Source organism: Streptomyces sp. IBSNAI002, assembly GCF_052244475.1.
In the GTDB taxonomy this organism is placed as follows: domain Bacteria; phylum Actinomycetota; class Actinomycetes; order Streptomycetales; family Streptomycetaceae; genus Streptomyces.
This window is the reverse complement of sequence record NZ_JBQPXG010000002.1, coordinates 3,855,266-3,881,133: the sequence shown is the minus strand read 5'-3', so window position 1 is coordinate 3,881,133 and position 25,868 is coordinate 3,855,266. Positions and strand designations below refer to the sequence as shown.

The 25,868-nt window shown below is 71.8% G+C and carries 16 protein-coding genes and 1 tRNA gene; 9 read left to right on the top strand and 8 right to left on the bottom strand.

Annotated features, from left to right (window positions below):
* Positions 1–29 precede the first annotated feature (29 nt).
* The 3 genes from ACTVZO_RS18725 (at position 30) to ACTVZO_RS18715 (ending at position 3,915) form a co-directional block, all read left to right on the top strand.
* Positions 30–1,895: an MFS transporter gene (locus ACTVZO_RS18725; RefSeq protein ID WP_443299479.1), complete on the top strand. Its 1,866-nt coding sequence runs from the start codon at positions 30–32 to the stop codon at positions 1,893–1,895.
* A 99-nt stretch (positions 1,896–1,994) separates the two neighbouring features.
* The gene (locus ACTVZO_RS18720; RefSeq protein ID WP_443299478.1) at positions 1,995–2,195 is read left to right on the top strand and encodes a hypothetical protein; all 201 of its coding nucleotides are present in this window, start codon (positions 1,995–1,997) and stop codon (positions 2,193–2,195) included.
* A gap of 415 nt (positions 2,196–2,610) precedes the next feature.
* A complete protein-coding gene (locus ACTVZO_RS18715) occupies positions 2,611–3,915 on the top strand; it encodes an ATP-binding protein (protein ID WP_443299477.1) in 1,305 nt (434 codons plus the stop codon).
* Here ACTVZO_RS18715 and ACTVZO_RS18710 read toward each other — a convergent pair.
* From ACTVZO_RS18710 to ACTVZO_RS18700, 3 genes are all read right to left on the bottom strand, one after another.
* Positions 3,818–4,684: a nitroreductase/quinone reductase family protein gene (locus tag ACTVZO_RS18710; RefSeq protein ID WP_443299476.1), complete on the bottom strand. Its 867-nt coding sequence runs from the start codon at positions 4,682–4,684 to the stop codon at positions 3,818–3,820. The genes ACTVZO_RS18715 and ACTVZO_RS18710 overlap by 98 nt on opposite strands.
* Positions 4,685–4,913: 229 nt before the next feature.
* Positions 4,914–4,986: transfer RNA gene (locus ACTVZO_RS18705), tRNA-Arg, on the bottom strand.
* A 161-nt stretch (positions 4,987–5,147) separates the two neighbouring features.
* On the bottom strand, positions 5,148–8,738 hold the full coding sequence (locus ACTVZO_RS18700) for a ricin-type beta-trefoil lectin domain protein (RefSeq protein WP_443299475.1): 3,591 nt from the start codon (positions 8,736–8,738) through the stop codon (positions 5,148–5,150).
* A gap of 598 nt (positions 8,739–9,336) precedes the next feature.
* Here ACTVZO_RS18700 and ACTVZO_RS18695 point away from each other — a divergent pair.
* Together ACTVZO_RS18695 and ACTVZO_RS18690 are read left to right on the top strand one after the other, a co-directional pair.
* Positions 9,337–15,813: an RHS repeat-associated core domain-containing protein gene (locus ACTVZO_RS18695; protein WP_443299474.1), complete on the top strand. Its 6,477-nt coding sequence runs from the start codon at positions 9,337–9,339 to the stop codon at positions 15,811–15,813.
* Positions 15,810–16,262, top strand: a complete 453-nt coding sequence (locus tag ACTVZO_RS18690; protein ID WP_443299473.1) for a hypothetical protein — start codon at positions 15,810–15,812, stop codon at positions 16,260–16,262. The genes ACTVZO_RS18695 and ACTVZO_RS18690 overlap by 4 nt, the downstream gene beginning before the upstream one ends.
* A 114-nt stretch (positions 16,263–16,376) precedes the next feature.
* Here the strand turns inward: ACTVZO_RS18690 and ACTVZO_RS18685 are convergent, their stop codons facing one another.
* The 3 genes from ACTVZO_RS18685 to ACTVZO_RS18675 form a co-directional block, all read right to left on the bottom strand.
* Positions 16,377–16,775 (bottom strand): TOBE domain-containing protein, encoded by a 399-nt coding sequence (locus tag ACTVZO_RS18685; RefSeq protein ID WP_443299472.1) that lies wholly within the window; start codon positions 16,773–16,775, stop codon positions 16,377–16,379.
* A gap of 9 nt (positions 16,776–16,784) precedes the next feature.
* Positions 16,785–17,729, bottom strand: coding sequence for a zinc-binding dehydrogenase (locus tag ACTVZO_RS18680; protein WP_443299471.1), 945 nt, complete (start codon positions 17,727–17,729; stop codon positions 16,785–16,787).
* 157 nt (positions 17,730–17,886) lie between these two features.
* Positions 17,887–19,164: a M6 family metalloprotease domain-containing protein gene (locus ACTVZO_RS18675; protein ID WP_443299470.1), complete on the bottom strand. Its 1,278-nt coding sequence runs from the start codon at positions 19,162–19,164 to the stop codon at positions 17,887–17,889.
* Between the two features lie 248 nt (positions 19,165–19,412).
* On the opposite strand from ACTVZO_RS18675, the gene ACTVZO_RS18670 reads away from it, so the two are divergent.
* From ACTVZO_RS18670 to ACTVZO_RS18660, 3 genes are all read left to right on the top strand, one after another.
* Positions 19,413–20,123: a TetR/AcrR family transcriptional regulator gene (locus tag ACTVZO_RS18670; RefSeq protein ID WP_443299469.1), complete on the top strand. Its 711-nt coding sequence runs from the start codon at positions 19,413–19,415 to the stop codon at positions 20,121–20,123.
* Positions 20,124–20,200: 77 nt separating this feature from the next.
* The gene (locus ACTVZO_RS18665; protein ID WP_443299468.1) at positions 20,201–21,742 is read left to right on the top strand and encodes an MFS transporter; all 1,542 of its coding nucleotides are present in this window, start codon (positions 20,201–20,203) and stop codon (positions 21,740–21,742) included.
* 142 nt (positions 21,743–21,884) lie between these two features.
* Positions 21,885–22,676, top strand: coding sequence for a dioxygenase family protein (locus ACTVZO_RS18660; RefSeq protein ID WP_443299467.1), 792 nt, complete (start codon positions 21,885–21,887; stop codon positions 22,674–22,676).
* On the opposite strand, the gene ACTVZO_RS18655 is transcribed toward ACTVZO_RS18660, so the two are convergent.
* Positions 22,673–23,320 (bottom strand): Uma2 family endonuclease, encoded by a 648-nt coding sequence (locus tag ACTVZO_RS18655; protein ID WP_443299466.1) that lies wholly within the window; start codon positions 23,318–23,320, stop codon positions 22,673–22,675. The two genes, ACTVZO_RS18660 and ACTVZO_RS18655, sit on opposite strands and share 4 nt — an antisense overlap.
* Positions 23,321–23,826: 506 nt before the next feature.
* Between ACTVZO_RS18655 and ACTVZO_RS18650 the strand changes: the two genes are divergently transcribed.
* Positions 23,827–24,804 (top strand): sigma-70 family RNA polymerase sigma factor, encoded by a 978-nt coding sequence (locus ACTVZO_RS18650; RefSeq protein WP_443299465.1) that lies wholly within the window; start codon positions 23,827–23,829, stop codon positions 24,802–24,804.
* A gap of 97 nt (positions 24,805–24,901) precedes the next feature.
* On the opposite strand, the gene ACTVZO_RS18645 is transcribed toward ACTVZO_RS18650, so the two are convergent.
* On the bottom strand, positions 24,902–25,849 hold the full coding sequence (locus tag ACTVZO_RS18645; protein ID WP_443299464.1) for a helix-turn-helix transcriptional regulator: 948 nt from the start codon (positions 25,847–25,849) through the stop codon (positions 24,902–24,904).
* Positions 25,850–25,868: the final 19 nt, after the last annotated feature.

Here is a 25,868-nt window from a genome sequence, read left to right as displayed (position 1 = left end):
TGGACTCGTGGGTTGGGGAGAGTACGTCAGTGACCACCGCTGAGCAGCGGCAGCAGCAGGAGGGCCGACGCGGCGAGGGCCACGTCGGCGCCACCGGCGTGCCCGCACCCGACCCCGCGCCCGGCCGCGGCGGCACGGGGACGCGGGCTCTGGACCGGGTCCGCCGCCACCCCGTCGCCGTGTCGACGCTGCTCGCCGCGGTCCTGCACGTCGTCTGGTTCTTCACCTTCGCCAACAGCGGCGGCGACCTCGCCGCGCAGGACGCCTGGGCCGAGTTCGTCGGCCGCCACCCCGACTCGGCGTACAACCTCGCCTGGTACGGAGGCATGCACCCCGTCTCGTACAGCGTGGTCTCGCCGTACCTCATGCACATGCTCGGCGTCCGGACCACGATGATGATCGCGGGCACCGTCTCGGCCGGTCTGCTCGCCCTGGTCCTGACCTGCTGTCGCGGCGCGGTGCGCGAGCCCCTGTGGCCGGCTCTGGCCGGGGTGTACGGGCTGTTCTGCAACGCCCTGTCCGGCCGTGTCACCTTCGGCCTCGGCGTGATGTTCGCGCTGGGTGCGGTCGCCGCCGTCTTCTGCTGGCCGCGCAAGTGGGCCGCGCGGCGGTGGGCCAAGGCGGCCGTCGCCGCCCCGCTGGCCGGACTCGCGACCGCCTCCAGCCCGGTCGCCGGACTCTTCCTCGGCGTGGTCGCGGCCGCGCTGTTCCTGAGCGGGCGCCGGCCGGGCGCCTACGCGCTGGGCCTGGCCCCGGTGGCCGTGGTCGGACTGTCGGCCTGGCTGTTCCCCTTCTCCGGGACGCAGCCGATGAAGTTCGGATCGGCCTGGCTGCCCTTCGTGTTCGCGCTGGCGGTGCTGTTCCTCGTCCCCGAGCGGTGGCGGACGGTCCGGATCTCCTCGGCCGTCTACGCCTTCGGGGTGTTCCTGACCTGGGCGATCGACTCCCAGATCGGATCGAACGTCACCCGGCTGATCATGCTCTTCGGCGGGGCCGTGCTGCTCGCGGCCCTCCCCGCTGCGGTCCCGCGCTCCCGGCGCTGGTACGCGCTGCTGCTCGCCTTCGTCGGGCTGAACATCTGGATCACCACCAACAGCATCACGGACATCGTGCGCACCACCCCGGTGGCCGCCTGGAACCGCGAGCTGGCCCCGCTGGTCGACCAGCTGCAGAAGGCGGGCGCCGACCGGGGCCGCGTCGAGGTGGTCCCGGCCAGGAGCCACCGCGAATCCTCCGCCTTCCCGTCGTACGTGAACCTCGCGCGCGGCTGGAACCGGCAGGCGGACCTGGAGCGGAACCCGCTCTTCTACGACGACACCCTGACCGCCGACAGCTACCGGGCCTGGCTCGAGCGATGGGCGGTGCACTACGTGGTGCTGCCCGCCGACAAACCCGACTCGGGCGGGGAGGACGAGGCGAAGCTGGTGCGCGAGGGGCTCCCGTACCTCCAGCAGGTGTGGGGCGACGCGAACTGGCAGCTGTTCAAGGTCCACCAGCCGACGGACCTGGTGTCCGGGCCGGCGACGGTGGTGCGGGCGGGCGCCGACCGGCTCGTCATCGACGTGCGGCAGGCCGGGCGCGTACTCGTGCGGATCCCGCACTCGCCGTGGCTGGGCCTGGTGGACGGGGCCGGCAAGCCGGTGGCGCCGCCGGAGGAAACCTTCGCGTCGAAGGCGAAGGCCGCCGCCGTGAAGGAGTACGCGAACACGGCGGGATGCCTGTTCAAGGCCGCGCCGGACGAGTCGGGCGACGTGTGGACGGAGCTGCTGGCGCCGGGCCCGGGGCAGTACCGGGTGGCGGCGAAGTACCAGCTGCCGCGGGGCACGCCCTGCCCGGAGGAGCTGGTCCACGGCACACTGGGACCGCCGGACGGGCCGGCACCGCCCCAGCCTTGATCCACCATCCTTTACGTTCGGCCCGGGTGCGTTTACCGCTATATCTGCATACGATCCCAGTAGTCCGATTGGGTGCTTCCCGAGGGAGTTGACGACGGGATGAGCAAAGAGCAGAAGCGGGACTTCCGAGAGGCCTACCAGGCCCAGGAGCCGGACCGGCCGCCGCGCCCGCCGGGCCACGGCTTCGACGGTCTGCTGCGGAGCAAGGTCAAGGGCGGGGCGCACACGAAGGCGGCCCTGAAGCGGGCCGGCACCCCACAAGGCGACCGCATCGGCGAACGCAGCAGGGGCCTGAGCTGACCTTGAGCCGACCCTGAGCTGACCGACCCTTTCGAGAGGCCCTTCCGGCTCCGGCCGGAAGGGCGTTTTTTTCGCATCGTCACGACATCGCGGGGCGGCATCCGGGCAACCGTTACCTCGCCGACGGACGGCCCACACACGCCCCTCGTAGCGTCGGCCCCATGACCCGCACCCCCGCCGCCGCCCCGAGCCGCGCCTGCTCACCTGCGGCGGAGAGCTGAAGGGCGGCCACCGCACCAACAACGTGGTCTTCTACGCCGATCTCGTGCCGGCGCAATCCGGCGCCCGCCGCGAGGGCGCCGCGGCAGGCGCACTACGGTGACCTGGCGGCCGCGGACGGCCGTACGCCGGCCGCGCCTCCACCACCAGCCAGGACGGACGGGCCGACAGGACCACGAAGGGGGACCAGCGCACGATGAGCCTTCGGCTGCCCGCCTGGACCTCGACCCTGACCTGGAAGGCCGCGGTCTTCATCACCCTCATGTGCTGCGGTCTCGCGGCACTGCTCGGCGGCCTCGTCCACAGCGCCATGACCCACCAGACGGTCAGCACCGCGCGGGAGAAGGCCCTCGCCAAACTGGACCGCACCGTCACGGCGTACGAGACCGGCGCGCGGATGGCCCGCGGCGAGGGCATCGACCCCGTCGGCCTGCCGGCGGAGCTGCGCGCGCTGGCGCTGACCGGCAAGCGCGCCACGGTCATCGGCGAGCACCGCGGCCGCGCCGCGATGTGGGCGGCGGCGCCGGCCGACCACGACACCGCGATAGCCGTGTCCGTGGACTTCACCACCGCCGAGCGGACGATCGCCGAGCTGGACCGGGCCATCCTCGGCTCCTCCGTGCTCGCCATCGGCGGCACCCTGCTCATCGGCGCGGTCGGCGTCACCCGGATCACCCGGCGGCTGCAACTGACCGCCCAGGTGGCCCGCCGGATCAGCGCGGGCGACCTGGACGCGCGGGTCGACGACAGCACGCGCACCAAGGACGAGGTCGCGGCGGTCTCCCGGGCCCTGGACACCATGGCCTCCTCGCTCCAGAGCAAGCTGGAGGCGGAGCAGCGGTTCACGGCGGACGTCGCCCACGAGCTCCGCACCCCGCTGACCGGACTGAACGCGGCCGCCGAGCTCCTGCCGCCGGGCCGCCCGGCCGAGCTCGTACGGGACCGGGTCCAGGCGATGCGCGCGCTGACCGAGGACCTCCTGGAGATCTCCCGGCTGGACACGGGCAGCGAGCGCGTGGACCTGGACTCCCACGACCTGGCCGGCCTGGCGGCCCGCGCGATCCGCGCCTCGGGCACCGAGACGGGGCTCGAGGTGGTCTCGTCGCTCCGCGTGGAGACCGACCGGCGGCGCCTGGAGCGAATCCTCGGCAATCTCGTCGCCAACGCCCACAAGCACGGCGCGGCCCCGGTCAGGGTCCGGGTGGACGGCCGGACCCTGACCGTGACCGACGCGGGCCCCGGCTATCCGGAGTACCTGCTCACCGCCGGCCCGCAGCGCTTCCGTACGGAGGGCATGAACAAGGGCCACGGCCTGGGGCTGACCATCGCCGCCGGCCAGGCCCGCGCCCTCGGCGCCGCCCTGGCCTTCCGCAATCCGCCGGAGGGCGGCGCCGAGGCCCGCATCACCCTTCCAGAGCCCGCAGCACCGGAAGCAACTGCGCCTCCTCGTTGTCGAGATGTGCCTCCAGCTCGCGGCTCAGCCGCTCCACCCGCTCGCTGAACCCGGTCCCCGGGCCGGTGCCCGGCGGCCCGTCCAGCGCGTCCACGAGCTCCTCCTGGAGCCGGGCGATGACGCGGTGCTCGGCGTCGATCCGCCGGAAGAACTCGCGCAGGTGCGGATGCTGTTGCTCCAGGTACGGGAACAGCCCGGCGTCCTCGGCGCGGTGGTGGAACTCCAGGCTGTGGCAGAACGCGAGGCAGTGCTGGCGCAGTTGCATCCCGAGCGAGCCGGGCCCGGCGCCGCGCGCCTGCTCCCGTACGAGGACCAGCTGGGCCCGCAGCCACCCGTGCACCTCGAGCAGCTTCCCGGCGACCCCGCCCTCCCCGGCGGGCGCCCCGTGCGTGCGCTGGAGCGCCACGACGGGAATCACCCGCCGGGTCCGCTCCTGGTACTCCCCGTAGCCGGGCTCCTCGCCGACGACGTGCGCGAACAGCTCGTCCCGCCGCGCGCCCTCGGCGGGCACGGCGACGGCCTCGTACTCCCCGGCCGCGGTCTCGACCTGTACGAGGGGACGGGCGAGCAGGTTGTGGAACCAGGCGGGATGCCGGTCGGCCCCGCCCGCGGAGGCGACGACGAGCAGGGTCCCGCCGCCCCCGGCGTCCCCGCCGTGCAGGGGGTCCCGTACGAACCCGAGCGGGACGGTGTGCGGTTTCCCGGACCTGGCCCCGGTGGTGGTGAGCAGGATCAGCTCGGAACCTTCGAAGGGCCCGCCGACCCGGCCGGCGTTCGCCCGGAACTCTTCGATGACCGCTTGATTGAAAGATGACACGGAGTGTGGATTCCTCACGGAGTGTGTGCGTGCGATGGCAGCGAACAACCGAGGGGAATCACCCGTAGCCGGTGGCGTGGAAGCCCATGAGCCCGGTCCTTGACGAATAGGTGCCTGCCCGACCACCGCCCGGCCCACATCTCAGTAGGCGGCGTCACGCGACACGCGCACCATGGAACCACAACAAGGCGAGGACCCCCAGCCGTTTCGGCTGGGGGTCCTCGTGATGTGCCCTCGGCAGGATTCGAACCTGCGACACCGGCTTTAGGAGAGCCGTGCTCTATCCCCTGAGCTACGAAGGCGGGGTGCGCGGACCTGGCCGTGAGGCCGGGCCGTCGCGGTCAGTGTAGCGGGTGACGCTTGATCCGCACCTGCGATCCCCCGGTGACGCCCCGGCCGGCCGTCGCGGTGCGACGGCCGGCCGGGGGGCTTCGGGGCTACCGGTGGTGTCCGGTCCGCCCGGTCAGAAGATGCCGGTGATCCGGGTGGCCCAGGAGCCGTCGCCGACCACGGTCGGGGAACCGTGCAGGGTGGGGGTGCCGGGGTAGAAGCGCAGGACTCCGGTGCCGCTGGTGCCGCCGCCCAGGGTGGCCCAGAAGTCCGCGGTCTCCTGTCCCGCCGTGGGCACGAACTGCTTGTAGGTGCCCTGGTCCACGACCTGGCCCTGCACGTTGGCCGCGCCCGCGAACTTCAGGACGTTGCCGGGGTGCCAGGAGGCGGAGCCGCCGTACTGGCTCCGGGTGCCGATGCGGTAGTCGGTGCCGCCCTGGCCGTCGTCGGCCCGGACGCCGGGGTACAGCCACAGCTTCCCGTACTCGCCGTTGGCGGTGTCGGTGCCCCGCCAGCGGCCCATCAGGTCGGGGACGGTGTCGCCGTCGACGTCGCCGAGCGCGACCACGTCGTACGAGCCCCAGCCGCTGCCGCCGGGGTTCTTGCCCGGCTTGAGCTTGTAGGTGCCGGTCTCCATCGCCAGCGGGCCCTCGACGGTCCCGGTGTAGTGGACCAGGCCGTTGCCCTCGATGACGATCAGGTCGTTGCCGGGCATGCCGTCGGAGTTGCCCGGGGCCATGATGCCGCTCGCCCCCGCCCAGCTGCCGGGGACGTTCCACTTCTGGGCCCCGGTGCCGTTGCACTGGTAGATGGCCAGGCGGGTGTTGTTGGCCGTGTTGGCACCCGGCAGGTCGAAGCAGAGGCCGGTGACCGGGTTGAGCAGCGAGCCGTCGCCGCGGTCCACCCACTGCTGCGCGGGGGAGCCGTTGCACTCGAAGAGCTGCACCTGGGTGCCGTTGCCGCCGCGGCCCCACGGGACGTCGACGCACTTGCCGAGGACCTTGAGGGCCTTGCCGGTGAGCTGGAACTCCTGTGCTGTGGTGCCGTTGCAGACGTAGTACTGGATGGCGGTGCCGTTGGCGGTGGCGCTGTTCGCCACGTCCACGCACTTGTCGCCCGCGCCCTTGAGGGGGCCGGAGTCCTTGCCGGTCGGGTGGATCAGCTCCTTGCGGCCGCCCGTGAGCGGAGCGCCGTTGCCGTCGCCCGGGTACAGGTAGAGCTTGTTGCCGATCCGGGCGAAGTAGTCCTCGTACCCGTCCTTGGTCTGGCCGTCGACGGCGGAGATGAGGTCGCCGCGGTGGGCGATCTGCGCGCCGTTCCACTCGCCCAGGCCGGGCAGGACCTGGCCGTCGGTGTGCCGGCCGTCGCCCTTGCCCGGGTAGATGATCAGCTTGCCCGTGTCGTCGGTGGCCAGAAGGTCCACGTGGCCGTCGCCGTCGAGGTCGCCGGGCAGGTCGCCGCGGACCCGGCCGTCGGGGGTGCGGACGAAGGCGGGGGCCTGGGTGACGATCATCGTGGTGTCGGTGGCCGGGCCGTTGCCGTCGTACAGCGAGGTGTTGCCGTAGAGGTCGTACGCCTGGACGTGCAGCCGGTTGTTGGGCCACAGGCTCGGCTTGAGCGAGACCGTGGCGGAGCCGTTGGCGTCCGCCTTGACGAAGGTGCCGCCGGCGCACTTGTCGTTGGCGACGGGCAGCGGGGTGTTGAGGGCGTAGCAGAAGCCGTCCACGCCGCCGAGCGGGTCCTTGGAGGTGAACTTCACCTTGCGCTCGGTGCGGGCCGGGGCGCTGGCCACGTCCAGGGCGAGGCCGTCGGCCGAGGCCACGGTGGGCTTGGGCGGGGCCGTCTTGTCGACGTTGAACCCGCACTGCGGGGTGTAGCCGGAGACGTCGGTGCCGTCCTCGGCGCGCACGAACCACTTGTAGCGCTTGCCCTCGGTGAGGGTGTTGATGTCGACGACGTGGACGGCGGTGCCGCCGGAGGCCACGGTCGGCCGGGGCGAGGCCAGGGTGCCGCCGCCGTACTCCCACAGCTCGAAGGCCGCGGTGAGGTTGCCGCCGTCGGGGTCGGACAGCCGTCCGGTCAGGGTGAGGTCGGCGCGGCCGACGGTCGGCCAGGTGGCCGGGTCGGAGCTGCACGCCACCTGCTTGTTGCCGGAGCCGCCGGGGACGTACGGGCCCTGGTAGAAGGCGCTGGAGTCGACCTTGGGGACGCGGTTGTACGTGACCTCGAGGTGCGGGTTGTTCTGGAACTTCTTCCAGCTGGACGCGCTGCCCTCGTGGGAGGAGGCGGAGCGCAGCCCCAGGGTGAGGTCGGTGCCGCCGCCGTTGGCCACGTCCTGGACGAGGTCCTTGAGCGCGGCGGCGTTGAAGTCCTCACCGGCGGCCTTGCAGCTGTCGCCCCAGCCGTGCGCGAAGCTCTTGGTCTGCAGGGTCCTGTTCCACGACGGCTGGCTGTTCCAGGTCGTGCCGGTGCTGATGGGACCGGTCCAGCCCAGCTCCACCGGGGTGGCGGTGCAGGACCAGGAGTAGGTGTTGAAGACGTTGAAGGTGGCGCTCATGATCCGCGCGCCGGCCAGCCCGTTGGTGTTGAGCTGGAAGAACGAGCGGGCCGTGCCGCTGGTCTGCGTCTCGTGGCCGACCCGGGCGAGCTTGTCGGTGAAGCTGCCGCCGTTCCAGTAAGCGGTGTTGGCCAGGTTCGTACCGTCCTGCTTGTACGCCATGGCCCAGTTGACCCGGTTGCCGCCGGAGAAGATCGGGTCGATGACGACCGGGAAGACGGTCTTCGGGTCCGTGAGCATCCCGGTGTCCGGGGTGATGGTGAGGCTGTCGCCGGTCACCTTGGCGCCCATGTCGGCCGACCGCGCCGGGGGCGTGAGCTCCTGCGGGGTACCGCCGGCGGTGAGCTCGGCGGCGTCCGTCTTCGACAGGTGGGAGGAGTCCCACATCGCGGGGGTGGGGGCGCTGAACAGCGCGTCGCCCTCGGTGTCCACGGCCTTGAGCGCGCCCTTGGCGTCCGCCTTGAGGCCGAGGCCCTTGTTCTTCAGGCCGAAGGTGAGCTTGGCGAGGCGCGGGTTCTTCGCGGCCTCGGGCGTCTTGACGACGAGGTGCTGGGCGAAGCCGTCCACGGCGGCGACCAGCTTGAGGTCCACGCCGGGCAGCACCTCGGGGTAGAGGGCGGTCTCGCCCTCGATCCGGGGCTCCGGCAGGGCGTCGGGCCAGCTGAGGGACATGGTCTTGCCCTCCCGCTGGAGGGTGGCGAGCGGGGTGGTGCCGCCGCCGGAGAAGGAGATGCCGAAGGTGGCGGCCGCGGGGGTGATCCGGCCGTCCGCGGTCGGCTCCAGCGTCGCGTCGGCGTTCTGCCAGGTGCCGTCGACCTTGGTGAAAGCCGGCCGGACGTACTGCTTCCACGTGAAGCTGCCGTCGGGGTTGGCGATGACCTGGGTGTACTCGTCGCGCTGTTCGACGACCTCGACGGGCTTGCCGCCGGCCCGGGCCTTCGCGGAGGCCTGCGCCTCGCCGGGGCCGGGGTCGGTCTTGGCCGTGCCGTCGGCGGACGCGCCGTTCGCGGACGAGCCGTTCGCGGGCGTGCCGCCGGCCGGCGTGCCCTCCGAGGGCGCCCCGCTCGCGGCCCGGGCCGCTGCCTCACGGGCCGCCGCCTCGGCGCGCGCCGTGGCGTCGCCGGGCGTTTCGGCGGCCACCGCCGCGGGCGCGAGGGCCAGCGGCACGGCAATTCCGGCGCTGAGCGCGGCCGCGACAACTGCCGCCGAAAGGCGGCGCCTTCGCCGACCCCCGGCCGCTCCAGGTACCTTCACCGGATTCCACCCCACATTGGCTGACGATTACAGCCGCTTTGCGGCCGGTAATCCCTTGATAAGAGTTGGCCGAGTATCAGCCGAGGGAAGTATGCGGGGATCTTCACAGGTGAGCCACAGGGTCCGCATGTGACTTAGCGTCAATTCCTGCGAGGTATTGCCCCGTGATGTCCGGTTAGAGGGGTTCGTATGCCTACCGAAGGTGTGTGACCTGTCAAAGAGTGTCCGGATTGGGAATTTGTTCCCGGATGAATTGACGGGCGCCATGAGACCAAGCTCACTTTGCTCTTTACGTAAGAAATCTTGGTGTACGTTCCCGAGGCCGCACCCGGATGTCGGTGCGAACTTGACCTGTACATGGAGTTGTTTCGGCGTGATGAGATTCACGGTGGGGGCTTCCCGTTCTGCACACGGGACGCCAAGGGGGCGGGGAAGTTCTTCATCCCGCGGAGGAAAGCTGCTGCGCCAAGGCGCGGGCGTCGTCAGTGCGGTGCTCTGCGGAGCCCTGCTGGTGTCGTGCGTTCCCGAGGGGGGACCGTCGGCCGAGGGGCTGGACGGATTCGAGCCGCGCGCGGTCCAGAAGACCGGCTCGGTGAAGGGCGCCGCGTTCGGCAAGCGCGGCACGTCACCGGTCAGCGAGACCGACAAGAAGCCCTGGAAGCGGAAGAAGGTCAGCTGGCCGGCCGCCGCGGAGGGCGACGCCGTGCTCGGCGCACCCGCCCCCGCCGCCCGGTCACTGGCCGACGGCCCGAACGCCGACGGGATACCGGGCCCCGCCCACACCCCCGTCAAGGGCCTCCCGGTCGCGGTCGCCCCGCTGACCGCGCCGCCGGCCGCACCGCCGGCCGCGCCGCCCCTGGGTGCGCCGTCGAACGCCAAGGCCGCGGCGCCCGGCAAGTCCGCCGCCCCGCAGGGCCGCACGCCGGAGGCCAGCGCCCCCGAGAAGCTGCACGTCAAGGTCGAGGACCAGAAGGCCGCGGCGAAGGCCGGTATCGACGGTGTCCTGCTCACCGTCAGCCGCACCGACGGCGAGAACGCCGCCGGACGTGCCTCCGTGCAGCTCGACTACACCGGATTCCGCCACGCCTACGGAGCCGACTGGGGCTCCCGGCTCCGGCTCGTGCAGCTCCCGGCGTGTGCCCTCACCACGCCCGACAAGCCCGAGTGCAAGGCCTTCAAGCCCCTCGTCACGCACAACGACGCCGCCACCGGGGTCCTGACCGCCGAGGTCGACGTGGCCCCGGACGCCAAGGCCGCCAAGGCCGCCAAGGCCGCCAAGGCCGCCGGCGCCGAGGCGCCGGCCGCGATGGCCGCCCCGATGGCCGCTGATGCCATGGCCTTCGCCGGTGGCACCGTCCTCGCGGCCGCCGCCGCCCCGGACGGCGCGGCCGGTGACTTCAAGGCCACCTCGCTGTCCCCGTCCGGCAGTTGGACCGCGGGCGGCAACCACGGCGGGTTCGCCTGGTCGTACCCGATGGCCATGCCTCCGGTGCCGGGCCCCCTGGGGCCGAAGGTCGCCCTCAGCTACAACTCCTCGGCCGTGGACGGCCGTACGGCCTCCGCCAACAGCCAGCCCTCCTGGGTCGGCGAGGGCTGGTCGATGGAGATGGGCTTCATCGAGCGCCAGTACATGGGCTGCCGCGACGACAAGGGCAGCGGGACCAACGCCCCGGAGAAGACCGGCGACGTCTGCTGGAAGTCCGAGAACGCGGTGCTGTCCCTCAACGGGCAGAACACACCGCTCGTCAAGGACGCCACGACCGGCGCCTGGAAGTCCGCCAAGGACGACGGTTCGCGCGTCGAGCAGCTGACCGGCAGCGCCACCGACACCGCCAACGGCGACGACAACAACGAGCACTGGCGCGTCACCACCGCCGACGGCACCCAGTACTGGTTCGGCAAGAACCGCCTGCCCGGCTGGACCACCGGCAAGGAGGAGACCGACTCGACGCTCACCGTGCCGGTCTTCGGCAACCACGCCGGCGAGCCGGGCCACGGCACCTCGTTCGCGAACTCCGTCAAGGACCAGGGCTGGCGCTGGAACCTGGACTACGTGGTCGACCCGCACGGCAACGCGATGGCGTTCTTCTACGACAAGGAGAAGAACGTCTACGCGAAGAACTCGGCGGGCATGACCACCATGCCCAAGGGCTCCGCCACCTACGACCGCGGCGGTTACCTCACCCGCATCGAGTACGGCCACCGTGCCGGCCAGGTCTACGCCGCGAGCGCCCCGGCCAAGGTCAACTTCGGTGTCTCCGACCGCTGTCTGGGCACCGCCACCGACTGCGCCTTCGACAAGGCGCACGCCGACAACTGGCCCGACACCCCCGTCGACCAGCAGTGCGAGCTGAACAAGGACTGCATCAACGGCGCCCCGAGCTTCTGGTCCAAGAAGCGCCTGACCAGCGTCTCCACCCAGGTCCTCAAGGGCGGCGCGTACCAGGACATCGACGGCTGGACCCTGGGACAGCAGTTCCCGGACACCGGTGACGCCGGCGGCAACGGCCTGTGGCTGTCCAACGTCACGCGCACCGGCAAGGCCGGCACCACCCCGGTGACGCTGCCCAAGGTCGACTTCGGCGGCACCCTGATGGCCAACCGCGTGGACGCCGCCGAGGGCCGTCCGCCGCTGAACAAGTTCCGCATCACCCGGATCAGCAGCGAGACCGGCTCCGACGTCCTCGTCTCGTACTCGGCCGCCGAGTGCGTGGCCGGGCAGACCCCGGCGCCGGACGCCACCAACACCAAGCGCTGCTACCCCAACTGGTGGACGCCCGACGGCGGCAGCGAGCCGGTGAAGGACTTCTTCCACAAGTACGCCGTCACCAAGATCACCGAGAACGACAAGGTGGCCGGCTCCACGGCCTCGGTCACCGAGTACGAGTACCTCGGCGGCGTCGCCTGGGCCAAGGACACCAACGAGTTCACCCTCGACAAGCACCGCGCCTTCAGCGACTTCCGCGGCTGGGGCAAGGTCCGTACCCGGACCGGCACCGCCAACAAGAAGCTCACCGAGGCCCGCTACCTGCGGGGCATCGCCGGGGCCCAGGTGACCGACTCCTTCGGGAACGCGTTCACCGACGCCGAGCAGTACGCCGGCATGACCCTGGAGACCTCGGACTACGACAAGGACGGCACCGGCGGGACCATCACCGCGACCGCCGTCGCCAAGCCCTGGTCCCGCGAGACCGCGAGCCAGACCCGCGCCGGCACCACGGACCTGAAGGCCCACCAGACCAACCAGGACACGCAGACGGGCTACCTCCTGCTCTCCCCGGGGAACTGGCGGACCACCCGGTCGGGCACCGGCTTCGACCAGTACGGCCAGGTCACCAGCGTGTCGGACGAGGGCGACCTCGCCGTCTCCGGTGACGAGATGTGCACCCGCACCACCTTCGCCGCCGCCGACACGGCGAACTGGATGCTCTCCTACCCGGCGACCGTCCAGCGGACCTCGGCCGTCTGCGCCACCCCGGCCACCCCGGCGAACACCCTGACCGAGGTCCGTACCTCGTACGACTCCAAGGCGCACGGAACCGGCCCGGTCAGCGGGCAGGGCCACCCGACCAAGGTCGAGGAGCTCGAGCGGTACGACGGCGCCACGCCGGTGTTCGCCACCGTCAGCACCGGCAAGTTCGACGCGTACGGCCGTCCGCTGGAGCAGACGGACGCCGCCGGAAACAAGACCAGCACCGCCTACACCCCGGCGACCGGCGCCCAGCCCACCAAGACCACGGCGACCAACGCCAAGGCGCAGACCACCGTCACCACCTTCGACGGCCTGCGAGGCCTGCCGCTCGACGCCACCGACGTCTCCGGCCGCATCACCCGCCAGAAGTACAACGCCCTCGGCCAGCTCACCGCCGCCTGGCGGCCCGGCCGTGACACCACCCAGCCGGCCGACGTCACCTTCGACTACCTGACGCGCAACAACGCGCCGACGGCCGTCACCTCGAAGACCCTGCTGGAGAACGGCAAGTACCGCTCGGCGATCACCCTGTACGACGGCCTGCTGCGCAAGCGCCAGACGCAGACCGACGCCCACGGCGGCACCGGCCGGCTGGTGAAGGACACCTTCTTCGACAGCCAGGGCCGCGAGTACAAGACCAACGGCGAGTACTACAACGACCAGCCGTCGGCCACCGTCCTGCTGTCCGTCGCCGACAACCAGATCCCCACCCAGACCGTCACGGAGTTCGACGGCCAGGGCCGCGTCACGGCCGCGATCACCCTCTCCAAGGGCGTCGAGAAGTGGCGCTCCTCCACCACCTACGGCGGCAACTGGGTCGCCACCGTCCCGCCGCAGGGCGGGACCGCGTCCCTCGCCCTGTACAACGCGCAGGACAAGGTCGCCGAGCTGCGCCAGTACAAGGACGGCAACCCCGTCCTCGGCGCCCCGGCCTCCGCGTACGAGTCCCTCACGTACACGTACGACGCGGACGACCGCATCACGCGCCTCGTGGACGCGGCCGGCAACGCATGGACCACGGACTACGACCGGCGCGGCAACCAGGTGAAGACCACCGACCCCGACAAGGGCGCGGTCGACAACACCTACACCGCCGACGGCAAGGTGGCCACCACCACCGACGCCCGCGGCGTCAAGGTCGCCCACCGCTACGACGAACTGGGCCGCCGCACCGCCACGTTCAAGGACAACACCACCACCGGCGAGAAGCTCGCCGAGTGGGTCTACGACACCCTGCCGGGCGGCGTCGGCAAGCTGACCTCCTCGACGCGCTACGAGAAGGGCAACGCCTACACCACCGCGGTCAAGGGCTACGACGCGGGCGGCCGGGCCACCGGCTCGACGGTCACCGTCCCGGGCGCCGAGGGCAAGCTGGCGGGAAGCTACACCTTCTCCACCACCTTCACCCCGACCACCGGCCTCACCGCCACGACCGCCTATCCGGCCGGCGGCGGCCTCGCCGCCGAGACGGTGCGCAACGGCTACACCGAGTTCGGCCTGCCGACCTCGGTCGGCAACGGCACCGACGTCTACTCGCTGGGCAGCCAGTACTCGCCCTTCGGTGAGGTCCTCCAGACGGTCCTGGGCGACATCGGCGGCCGCATGGTCCAGACGTACACCTACGAGGACCACACCCGCCGGCTCAGCAGCGTCCTCAACGACCGCGAGGCGAGCGGCCCGCAGACCATCGACAACAAGGTCTACGGCTACGACCCCGCGGGCAACGTCACCCGGATCCGCAACGACCGCGACGACAAGACCGTCGCGGACGACCAGTGCTTCACCTACGACTACGCGCGCCGCATGACGCACGCCTGGGCGTCCACGGACGCCTGCGCGCTCAAGCCGACGGCCGGAACGCCCACCAAGCCGAAGGTCGGCGGGGTGGACCCGTACTGGTACTCGTACACCTACGACGCCGTGGGCAACCGCACCCAGGAGGTCAAGCACGACCCGGCGGGCGACCCCGCCAAGGACGTCACCCGCAACTCCGCCTACCCGCAGCCGGGCGCGAACCGGCCGCACGCCCTGGACAAGGTCTCCACGACCGGCCCCGGCGCCCGCGAGGACTCCTTCGAGTACGACGCGTCGGGCTACACGACCCGCCGGGTCACCGCGCAGGGCGACCAGAAGCTGACCTGGGACGCCGAGGGCCACATGGCCACGTCCACCGTCGGCGGCAAGACGTCCTCCTTCGTCTACGACGCGAACGGCAACCGCCTGCTGCGCAAGGACGCGGACAAGATCACCCTGTACCTGGGCAACCAGGAGCTCACGCTGACCGTGGCCACGGCCAAGGTGAGCGGCGTCCGCTACTACAAGGCCGGGCAGTCCACGATCGTGGCCACCTCGGACGGCAAGCTGGCGTACCTGCTGGGCGACCACCACAACACCGACGAGGTGCAGGTGGACGCGATGTCGATGGACTACAAGCGGCGCAACCAGACGCCGTTCGGCACGGCGCGCGGCGCACAGCCGGCCGCCGGCACCTGGGCGGGGGAGAAGGGCTTCGTGGGAGGCACCAACGACGCCTCCACCGGCCTGGTGCACCTGAACGCGCGCGAGTACGACGCGGCCAACGGCCGGTTCATCTCGGTGGACCCGGTCATGGACCCGAACGACCCGCAGCAGCTGAACGCCTACGCGTACGCCAACAACGCGCCGGTCACCGCCAGTGACCCCAGCGGCCAGTTCTTCGGCGGCTTCCCGCCGATCGTGCGGCCGATCCCCGAGTTCGTGAAGGAGACCTACAAGCGCGTCAAGGCGCAGAACACCGCGCGGCACACCATCGAGCGCGGCATGAAGGCCTCCGGTTCCTACGGGTCCGCCTGGCGGGCCGCGTACGGTGCGAGGGAGAAGGGCTCCCAGCGCTGGACCGGCAACGTGGGCGCGGGCGAGGACCGCGGCGTCATCGTGGTGAGCTTCTTCATCCACACCAAGGACGCCATGCTCGGCGCCCTGATCGGCGACGACCGCAGCTACTCGACCGACCCGAGCGCGCCGTACCGGATGCTGGTCTTCTGGGACACCGCGAGCGGCAACGTCAGCTTCACGGTGGCGCCCTCGCACACGGCTCCCAAGGTCAAGTACTCGGGCGGTTCGCTCGGTATGGGCGGCGGCAACAAGGCCGAGTACGTGAAGTCGGAGATGCTGCCCGCGCTCAAGATCTGGGGCAACGAGGGATCGAACTCGTACTCCACGCTGCTGACGCGCAACATCATCGAGGCGCGCAAGAGCGACTCGAACACCCTGGAGGTGGACCTGCACGCCGTGCAGCCGCTGATGCCGGTGGGCTCGGTCGACGGCCACCTGACCATCGCGCCGAACGAGGGCATGGTGCGCAGGACCGGGGACAAGTACCCCGACATGACGGTGACCCAGTACCGCCAGGGCCAGGGGGCCCAGCGGATCGCCCATGACGACATGGCCCACACCAGCGGTCTGCCGTCCCTCCCGATCTGGACCAATATGGACCGTACGTGGATGAACGACCTCTGCACGAAGGGATGCTCATGACCGGTGCCGGCCGCCCGGGCGGCACCCGCCCGGTCGGCGGCAGCGGCCGGCGGGACAGCTGGTACTGGTGGCTCCTGGTCTGCGCGCTCCGCTACGTGCCGACCTTCGCGGTGGGCTGGACCGTCGCCTCGGCGGTGGCCCCGCGCGCCACGGGGTACGAGGGCCGCGTGCTGTCCTTCGGGGAGTCCTTCCTCGTCTTCATGAGGGAGCTCCCCGGCTTCCTGGCCGCGATCGGCGGGGTGACGGTCTTCCTGCTCCTGCTGATCGCCCGGCTCAGGAAGGGTGACCCGCTGCAGTTCCGGTTCACCGCGAGCATGCTGTGCCTGCTGCCGATGACGATCTTCCTGTTCTTCGGCGGCGGTCTGCTCACCGTGGCGATGTTCGCGACGCAGATCATCTTCACGGCGTTCGTCATGCCGGCCCCCGGGCCGGGTGAGCGCAAGGTCTGATCCGTCCGGTACGAAACGGCGGCGGGGCCCGGCACCATCAGGTGCCGGGCCCCGCCGCCTTCTGCGCTCCGGGGGCCCGGGGCCCGGGGTACAGGCCCCCGGCCGCCCGCGGCCTCAGTCGCGGTCGATGTGCACGCTGGTCGACTTCACCCGGGCGGTGGCCCGCATGCCGACCTCCAGGCCCAGCTCCTCGACGGCCTCCCGGGTCAGCAGGGACACCACGCGGTGCGGCCCGGCCTGGACCTCGACCTGGGCCGCGACATCGCCGAGCCTGATCCCGGTCACGATGCCGGGGAAGGCGTTGCGGGCCGAGGTGTACGGGGCGTCCGCCTCCTGGGCGGACGAGGCCTCCTGCGCGGCCTCGACGCAGAACGCCGCCAGGTCGGGGCCGTCGACGATGCGGCGCTTGCCGTCCCGGCGGGTGGGGAAGCGGTCGGCGTCCGCCCACCGCCGGGCGGTGTCGACGCTCACGCCCAGCAGACGCGCGGCCTGCCCGATGGTGTAGGACTCCATGCGCCCACCCTAGACGCGCGCCGGCTCCGCAACAGGGGCGGGGAAGAGGACCAGTGGCTTGATCATGCCCGGTTCGGCGGCCGCGAGGCGCCGGTGGGCCTCCTCGACGCGGTCGAAGGGGAACTCGTGCGTGGTGATCCCGACCGGGTCCACCTCGCCGTCCCCGATCAGCCGCAGCATCCGCCCCAGCCGGTGCCCGCCGCGCCCCTCCGCCGGCCGGCACCGCGCGAAGGCGACCCGCCCGCCGCGCCCGATGCCCCGGTACGCGGCCGTCCGGGCCCCGGCCGCACCGGTGGCCACGATCGCGGTGTCCACGCCCGCGCCGCCGGTCAGCTCCAGGATCCGCTCCGCGGAGTCCTCGTAGGCCGGGTCCACCACCACGTCCGCCCCGAAGCGCAGCGCGAGGCGCTGCCGTTTGATCTCCGGTTCCACCGCGATGACCCGCGCGGCCCCGAGCCGCCGGCACGCGACCGCGGCGCTCAGGCCGACCGCGCCCTGGCCGAAGACGGCGACCGCGGCGCCGGCCGGCAGGGCCGCGCCCTCGGCGGTGGCGAAGCCCGTGGCCAGCGCCCCTGCCGCGTACAGGGCCTGGTGGTCGGTGATCGTGTCCGGCAGGGCGGTCAGCCCGGCGCCGACGGCGGGCAGGCGGAAGTACTCGGCGAGCGGACCGTGCCCCTCGGCCGCGACCCGCCGGCCCACGAGGTCGTCCGCGACGCCGTTCCCGACGGCGGCCACCACGCCGACCGCCTCGTGTCCGAGCAGCCCGCAGGCACCGGAGGCACCGGAGGCACCGGAGGCACCGCCGCCACCGGGCGCACGGGCCGCCGTGTGTCCGTCCCAGGCGCACAGCAGCGCCGCCGTGGTCCGTACGAGGACCTCCCCGGGCCGCGGCCGCGGCACCGGACGGTGGGCCACGGCGGCCTTGCCGGTCCGGTGCAGCACGAAGGCCTTCACCGCGGCTCCCTCCCTCCCTCGTGTTCCCTCATGGCATGCCTGCGCCTTCCACCCTCGCCTGCCGGACGCCGGGGCGAGGGGGCCGGAGGTCGGGACCTGCCGGGACGAGGGTCCGCAGTTCTCCCCGCGAACGTCTCCCGCGCACCCCTCCGCGACGTCAGGGCCGGATGATCCGGACCTGGTAGCTGCCGTTGCGCAGTTCGCCCACCACCGAGACGCTGATGCCCGCCTTCTCGTCGGTGAACGTCTCGCCCGGCCGGAACGGCGCGTCCGACAGCTCCGCGTGCACATTGGGCCGCCGGGTGCAGCCGCCGCTCTGGCCCCTGCTGTCCGAGACCGTCACCGGACCCTGCCCGGTGTCCACGTCGGAGTCCACCTTGTAGATGAGGACACCGGGTTTGCAGACGGCCTCGTCGTTCCCGGCCTGCGTGCGGACCTCCACCGCGTACCCGGCGCTCTCCGACAGGGGCACGAAGGCCAGCTTCGTCCCGCCCGCGACCGCCAGCGGCGACAGCACGTGGTCGCTGGCGCCGGACTTCGACGCACAGCTGATCTGCGTGCCGTCCAGCCAGCCCAGCTTCCACTTGTGCCAGCCCAGCAGGTCGTTGTTGGAGCCCCAGTCCTCGCTCATGATGTCCCAGTGCCCGACCGTGCCGCCGCCGTCGGAGGTGTACAGGTCGGGCAGCCCGAAGACGTGCCCGTTCTCGTGCGGCAGGACCCGGTAGCCGGTCTCCCGGTAGGTGCCGGAGCCGTCGTCCTGCCGGCTGTAGACGAAGGACGTGTTGGCGAGCGGCACCCCGTCGGCGACCGGCGCCTCGCCGTTGCCCGAGAAGGTCACCGACAGGACGGTGTCCAGGGCGGACGGCCCGGCGTTCGGCGTGACCAGGATGTTGACCAGGTCGTACTTGGCGAAGTCCACCTCGGCGTCGGCGGCCTTCGCGATGTGCTCGACCAGCTGCCGGTAGCCCGGTTCGTACGCGGACCCGCGCTCGATCCCGTACGCCGCGAAGGGCATCGGCATCCGCAGCCATGTCCGTACCGGTGCCTCGGCCCGGTAGCTGAGCCGGCCGTAGGAGCTGGTCCGGAACCAGTTGGAGGTCTGGGGGAAGAACTCCGCCATCCGGTCCAGGGCCGTGCCCTCGCCCTTGGCGTCGGGGAAGTCGATCATCAGGTTGAGCGCCTTGACCTCGCCGGTCGAGCGCGCGTACCCGGGCGGCGTCGGCATGCCCTCGGACATCTGCACGCCCATCGTGCCGGCGATCCGGCAGGGCGCGAGCGCCGATTCGACCGTCGTGGCCACGGGCCCGGCCGCCGAGTGGCTGCCGCCGGATATCCCCGTGCTCGCCGTCGCCGTGACGGCGAGGGCCAGCGCGGTCAGGCCGATGAACGCGCTGGTACGGCGGGATCTGCGTATCCGCTGGCGGGTCTGCGGCATGGAGATCGCCTTCGGGTCCGCGGCAGCCGGCCCTCTGCGGACTGCGCTCTGTTCGTCACCCTCCGACGGCTGCGGCGCGCCCGCGCGCCGGAGGAGGCCGAACGGGAATCGACATGTGACTCAGGTCACACGGAGGAGTGAAATAACCGGGGATCGGATCCCCGTTTGTACGTGAGTCCCACGAAGTGGGGACCGGCTCCCCGTTTGGAGGGTGCGCCGTACGACTCACCGCGCCAGGGAGGCCCGGAATGAAGCGCCCCAGCACCACCGCCCCGGCGGACCTGCCCGTCCCGGGAGCGGCCGTGGACCTGGCGGCGCCCAAGGCGGACACCGGCGCGGTTCCGCGCCCGCGTGCCGACGCCGTCCGCAACCGCGAGCGGATCCTCGTGGCGGCCCGGGAGGCGTTCGTCGAGTTCGGCTCCACGGCCGCCTTCGACGAGGTCGCCCGCCGGGCGGGCATCGGCAACGCCACCGTGTACCGCCACTTCCCCGACCGCCCCACGCTCGTGCACCACGTCGTGCTCTACGTGATGGGCCGGGTCGGCGCGCAGGCCGAGGCCGCGCTCGCCGAAGGGCCCGACGCCTTCGCCGCGCTGTGCCGGTTCACGCACGCCGCCGCCGACGAGCGGATCGGCGCCCTGTGCACCATGCTCGGCGGCGACTTCGACCGCGAGCACCCCGAACTCCTCGCGGCCCGCAGTGCCTTGGAGGCCGGCGTCGAAACCCTGCTGTCCAGCGGCCAGGAGGCCGGGCTGGTCCGCACGGACATCGGCGTCGGCGACCTGATGGTCGCCCTCTCCCAGCTCAGCCGCCCGCTGCCCGGCATCGCCTGCCTCGACGCGGACCAGTTCGTCCACCGTCATCTCCAGCTCTTCCTCGACGGGTTGCGGTCTCCGGCCCGCTCCGAGCTGCCCGGTTCGGCCGCCACCTTCGAAGACCTGAGGAAGAAAACCATGTGACGCACCCAGAGGGCCCTCATAAGCCTTTTCCGGTCTATTCAGTCATTCCGCACAGCACAGCGAAATTGGGTACCCCCATGCCGAAAACAGCCGCGACACCGCCGCAGCTGGCCGCCGACCCCAGCCGCTGGAAGGCGCTCGTCTTCATAGCCCTGGCACAGCTGATGGTCGTCCTCGACGCGACGATCGTGAACATCGCCCTCCCCTCCGCCCAGACCGACCTCGGCATCTCCGACGGCAACCGCCAGTGGGTCATCACCGCGTACGCGCTGGCCTTCGGCGGACTGCTCCTCTTCGGCGGCCGCATCGCCGACAAGTGGGGCCGCAAGAACGCCTTCGTCGTCGGCCTCATCGGCTTCGCCCTGGCCTCCGCGCTGGGCGGCGCCGCGAACGGCGAGGCCATGATGCTGGGCGCCCGCGCCCTCCAGGGTGCCTTCGGTGCGCTCCTCGCCCCGGCGGCCCTCTCCCTGCTCGCGGTGATGTTCACCGACGCCAAGGAGCGGGCCAAGGCCTTCGGCATCTACGGCGCGATCGCGGGCGGCGGCGGCGCCGTCGGCCTGATCCTCGGCGGGGTCCTCACCGAGTACCTGAACTGGCGCTGGACCTTCTTCGTCAACATCCCCTTCGCGATCGTCGCGGCCGTGGGTGCCTGGATGGTCATCCGCGAGGCCGCCGGTTCCCGCAACCGCGCCCCGCTCGACATCCCCGGCGTGGTGCTCTCCACCCTCGGCCTCGTCTCGCTGGTGTACGGCTTCACCCGCGCCGAGTCGGCCGGCTGGTCGGACGCCCTGACCGTGGGCATGTTCATCGCCTCGGCGGTGCTGCTGGCGGCGTTCGTCTTCGTCGAGTCCAAGGTGAAGTCCCCGCTGCTGCCGCTGCGCGTCCTGCTGGAGCGCAACCGCGGCGGTGTCTACCTCTCGCTCGGCCTGGCCGTCATCTCCATGTTCGGCCTGTTCCTCTTCCTCACCTACTACCTGCAGGTCGTGAAGGGCTACTCGCCCGTCATGACCGGCTTCGCCTTCCTGCCGATGATCGCGGGCATGATCACGGGCTCCACGCAGATCGGTGCCCGGCTGATGACCCGGGTCGCGCCGCGCCTGCTGATGGGCCCGGGCTTCCTGCTCGCCGCCACCGGCATGCTGCTGCTGACCCAGCTCGAGGTCGGGTCCTCGTACCCGGCGCTGATCCTGCCGGCGCAGCTGCTGCTGGGCCTCGGCATGGGCACGGCGTTCATGCCGGCCATGTCCCTGGCCACGCACGGGGTGGACCCGGCCGACGCCGGCGTCGCCTCCGCCATGGTCAACACCTCGCAGCAGGTCGGCGGCGCCATCGGCACCGCGCTGCTGAACACGATCGCCGCCTCGGCGACCACCGCGTACCTGACCGACCACGCGGCCGAGGCCGCGACGGGCGGCGCGACGGCGAAGCTGATCCAGGCCCAGGCCATGGTCGAGGGGTACTCCTCCGCGATCTGGTGGGCGGTCGGCATCCTGGTCGCCAGCGCGGCCATCGCGCTGACCTTCATCACGACCGGCCGTCCCGGCGCGGGCGGCCCGGTGGCCTCCGGCTCCGGATCCGCCGAGGACAGCGAGTTCAAGGTCCCGGTGATCGCCCACTGACGCAGGCGGCGACGGGAGCGCCCGTCAGGGAATGACTGAACACCCCGCTTGGTTCAAATTTGAACCAAGCGGGGTTAGTCTTTTCGGGCGACCCCGTGCGGAGTGGACCACGACCCCGTACCGACGATCGAGGAGCGCCCCCATGACCGCCCCCGCCCCGACCCGTATGCCGGCGCTCTACCTCAGCCACGGAGCACCGCCGCTCGCGGACGACCCGGTCTGGCCCGGGGAGCTGGCCGCCTGGTCCGCCGCCCTGCCCCGTCCCACCGCGATCCTGATGGTGTCGGCCCACTGGGAGGAGGCCCCGCTCGCCCTCGGTGCCACCCGCACCGTCCCGCTCGTCTACGACTTCTGGGGCTTCCCCGAGCACTACTACCAGGTCCGCTACGAGGCCCCGGGCGCTCCCCGGCTCGCCGACTCCGTCCGCAAGCTGCTCCAGGCCCCCGGCACCCCCGTCCAGGACGTACCGGACCGCGGGCTGGACCACGGTGCGTACGTCCCGCTGGTGGAGATGTTCCCGGAGGCCGACATACCGGCCCTGCAGATCTCCCTCCCGACGCTCGACCCGCGCCGCCTGATGGACATCGGCCGCAAGCTCGCGCCCCTGCGCGACGAGGGGGTCCTGATCGTCGGCAGCGGCTTCTTCACCCACAACCTCGCCGCCCTGCGCCACACGGGCCCCGGCGTGCCCGCCTGGTCGGCCGAGTTCGACGCGTGGGGCCACGAGGCCCTCGCCGCCGGAGACCTGGACTCCCTGCTCGACTTCGAGGCCAAGTCCCCCTCGGGTCGCCTGGCCCACCCCCGTACGGAACACTTCGCCCCGCTCTTCGTCACGCTCGGCGCGGCGGAGGCCTCGGGCGACCTCGCCACCCGCCGCGACACGGTGGACGGCTTCTGGATGGGCCTCTCGAAGCGCTCCGTCCAGTTCGGCTAGGGAGCTGCCCGCAGGGCCCCGGTGATCGCCTCGCCGATCACGAACCCCTTGGCGGGCCCCTCGGGAACGATCACCTCGGTCCCGTAGGGCATCCGGACCTCGGACGCGTACCGCGCCTCACCCGGCACGGGGCCGGTCAGCACGCTGACGGTGCCGTGTCCGTCGAAGTCGTCGATGATCACGTAGACGGGGATCCCCGCCCGTGCGTACGCCCGCCGCTTGCGTTCGCGGTCGCGCTCGAGGGTCTCCTTGCCGGGTGACACCACCTCCGCGATCAGCTCGACCGCGGAGGCGTCGATTCCGAGGCCGTCCTCGGTGACGTGCTCTTCGGCGTCCTCCAGGGTGATGAAGACGTCCGGGATCCAGACCTTGCGCTTGTGGATGACGTTCATGTCCTGGTGCGCGGCGAATTGGCCGCCGTCCAGGAACTTGTCCAGGGCGCGGCGCAGGCGATTGGCGATCCGACCGTGTGAGTAGCGACCCGTGGGTGACACCTCGATGAACCCCTCGACGATCTCGGCGCGGTAGCCCTCGGGGAGTTCCATGGCCTTCCATGCCTGCCACAGGACGTCGTCCAGGTCCGACGGGGGGGTCGCGACCTTCGGCATAACGGCCTCCAGCGTCTCGTGGGCGAGAGCGGTCATGTGTGGCACCTCCTCTCAGTGTGGGCGTCGCCGGCCGGACGGCACAAGCGACTCTCTGACGCTAGGGAGTCGGGCTCCCATGCCAGAGGTATATGCCGAAACCTCACCCGGACGGGTGGCGGCCCGCACTGCGTCATCCGGTTTGGGGGTCAATGGTCCTGATGTCACGTATCCAGCGATTCGATCGTCCGTCCAGGCAACCAGAAGGCGGCGCGGGTCGTCTTCAGGGTGGGAGTGCGGCCCTGGGCGGCACTGTTCCGGACCGGCCTCCGCTCCGGGCCTGACCTGCACCTCTTCGGGTCTTGCAGCACCCGGCCCCGGCTGGTGGCGGGGCAGGATACTGCAAGATCTGGAAAAAGAGGGAGCAACGTGGGAATTCTGTCTCGATTCCAGTCGTTGTTTCCTTCGGAAGCGGGCACTCGGGAGAGTGTCCGGGGACGTACCACCCCGCCAGGGTGGCCGTCCGGCAGCCGCACCGCGACCGAACTCATCGCAAGGGAGCACGCATGGCAACCCGCGCCGTCGCCCGTCGTCAGTCCACGAGCAGCGCACGCGCTGTGGGCGGGGAGATCGCAGACCGCGACCTGGTCGGCATGTACCTGGACGAGATCGCGCGCACCCCACTGCTCGACGCGGCCAAGGAAGTGGAGCTCTCCCAGATCATCGAGGCGGGCGTCTACGCCCAGCAGATCCTCGACGGGGCCATAGAGCGCGGGGGCACGACGCCCTCCCGCGAGGAGCTCGAGGCGCTGGCCGCCGAGGGCGAGCGCGCCAAGGAAGTCTTCATCCGCTCCAACCTGCGGCTCGTCGTGGCCGTGGCCCGCCGCTACCCGCGCAGCGGCCTGCCGCTCCTCGACCTCATCCAGGAGGGCAACGCCGGCCTGGTCCGCGCGGTCGAGAAGTTCGACTACGCCAAGGGCTTCAAGTTCTCCACGTACGCCACGTGGTGGATCCGCCAGGCCATCACCCGCTCCATCGCCGACCAGTCCCGCACCATCCGCCTCCCCGTCCACCTGGTCGAGGAGCTCGGCCGGATCCGCCGGGTGCAGCGCGAGTTCAACCGGGAGAACGGCCGGGACCCGGAACACGCCGAGATCGCCGCCGAGCTGGACTCGACGGAGAAGCGCGTGGGCGACGTCCTGGACTGGGCGCGCGACCCGGTCAGCCTGAACATGTCGGTGGACGACGACGGCGACACGCAGTTCGGCGACCTCCTCGAGGACACCTCGGCCATCTCGCCGGAGCAGTCCGTGCTCTCGCTGCTGCGCAGCGAGGAGCTGGAGGACCTGCTCGGCAAGCTCGACCAGCGCACCGCGTCGATCATCAAGATGCGGTACGGCATCGACGACGGCCGCGAGCGCACGCTGACCGAGGTCGGCAAGCAGCACGGCCTGACCCGCGAGCGGATCCGCCAGATCGAGAAGCACGCCCTGCTCGAACTGAAGCGCATGGCCCGCGACACCGGCTTCGACGCAGTGGCCTGACCCGGCCCGCCCGAAGCCCCCCGAACGAGCCCCGGCACCTATCCCCCCCAGGTGCCGGGGCTCCCCCCGTCTCCCCCCCACACCCGCCAGACACTCCCTAGGGGGCCGCCGCCGACGTGAGCCGCGCGGCCAGCGCCCCGGCCGCGTCCCGCAGCACGGCAGGCTCCCGCACGGTGAACGCCAGCCCCGTCAGCGCCAGCCGCGCCACCAGCCACTCCGGAGTGTCCCCGCTCTCGAACCGCACCCGCGTGCCCGAGCCCGGATCGGCGACCGCGCCCTCCCGCAGCCACTGCGGCAGCTCCGCCGCCCCCGCCGCGAAGGTGACCTCCACGGCGTACGTCTGCCGCCCCCGCAGCCCCCGGCGGACGAACTCCTGCGGGTCCATCGGCAGTTCCCGGGGGGTGAACCGCGCCCCGGTCGCGAAGGCCTCGCCCACCCGGTCCACCCGGAAGGTCCGCCAGTCCTCCCGTTCCAGGTCGTAGGCGACCAGGTACCAGCGGCTCCACGCGCTCACCAGCCGGTACGGCTCCACCAGCCGCCGCGACCGGGCCCCGTCCCCCGCCTCGTACGCGAACCGCAGCCGCTCCGGCCCCGCCACCGCCGAAGCGATCGTCGTCAGCGTCCCCGGGGCCACGCTCGGCCCGTCGCCGCGGGTCAGTGCGACCGTGGCCGACTGGAGCACCCCGACCCGGTGCCGCAGCCGGGACGGAAGCACCTGCTCCAGCTTGGCCAGGGCCCGTACGGAGGCCTCCTCCACCCCCTCGATCGCGTGACCGGCGCCCGCCCGCAGCCCCACCGCGATCGCCACCGCCTCCTCGTCGTCGAGGAGCAGCGGGGGCATCGCCGCCCCCGCCACCAGCCGGTAGCCGCCCTCCGCCCCCAGCGTGGCCTCGACCGGGTAGCCCAGCTCCCGCAGCCGCTCGATGTCGCGCCGGATCGTACGGGGGCTCACCCGCAGCCGGTCCGCGAGCTCGCTCCCGGGCCATTCGCGCGGGGTCTGGAGGAGGGACAGCAGGGAGAGCAGCCGTGCCGGGGTGTCGGTCATGTGTTCCAGGTTGCCAGCG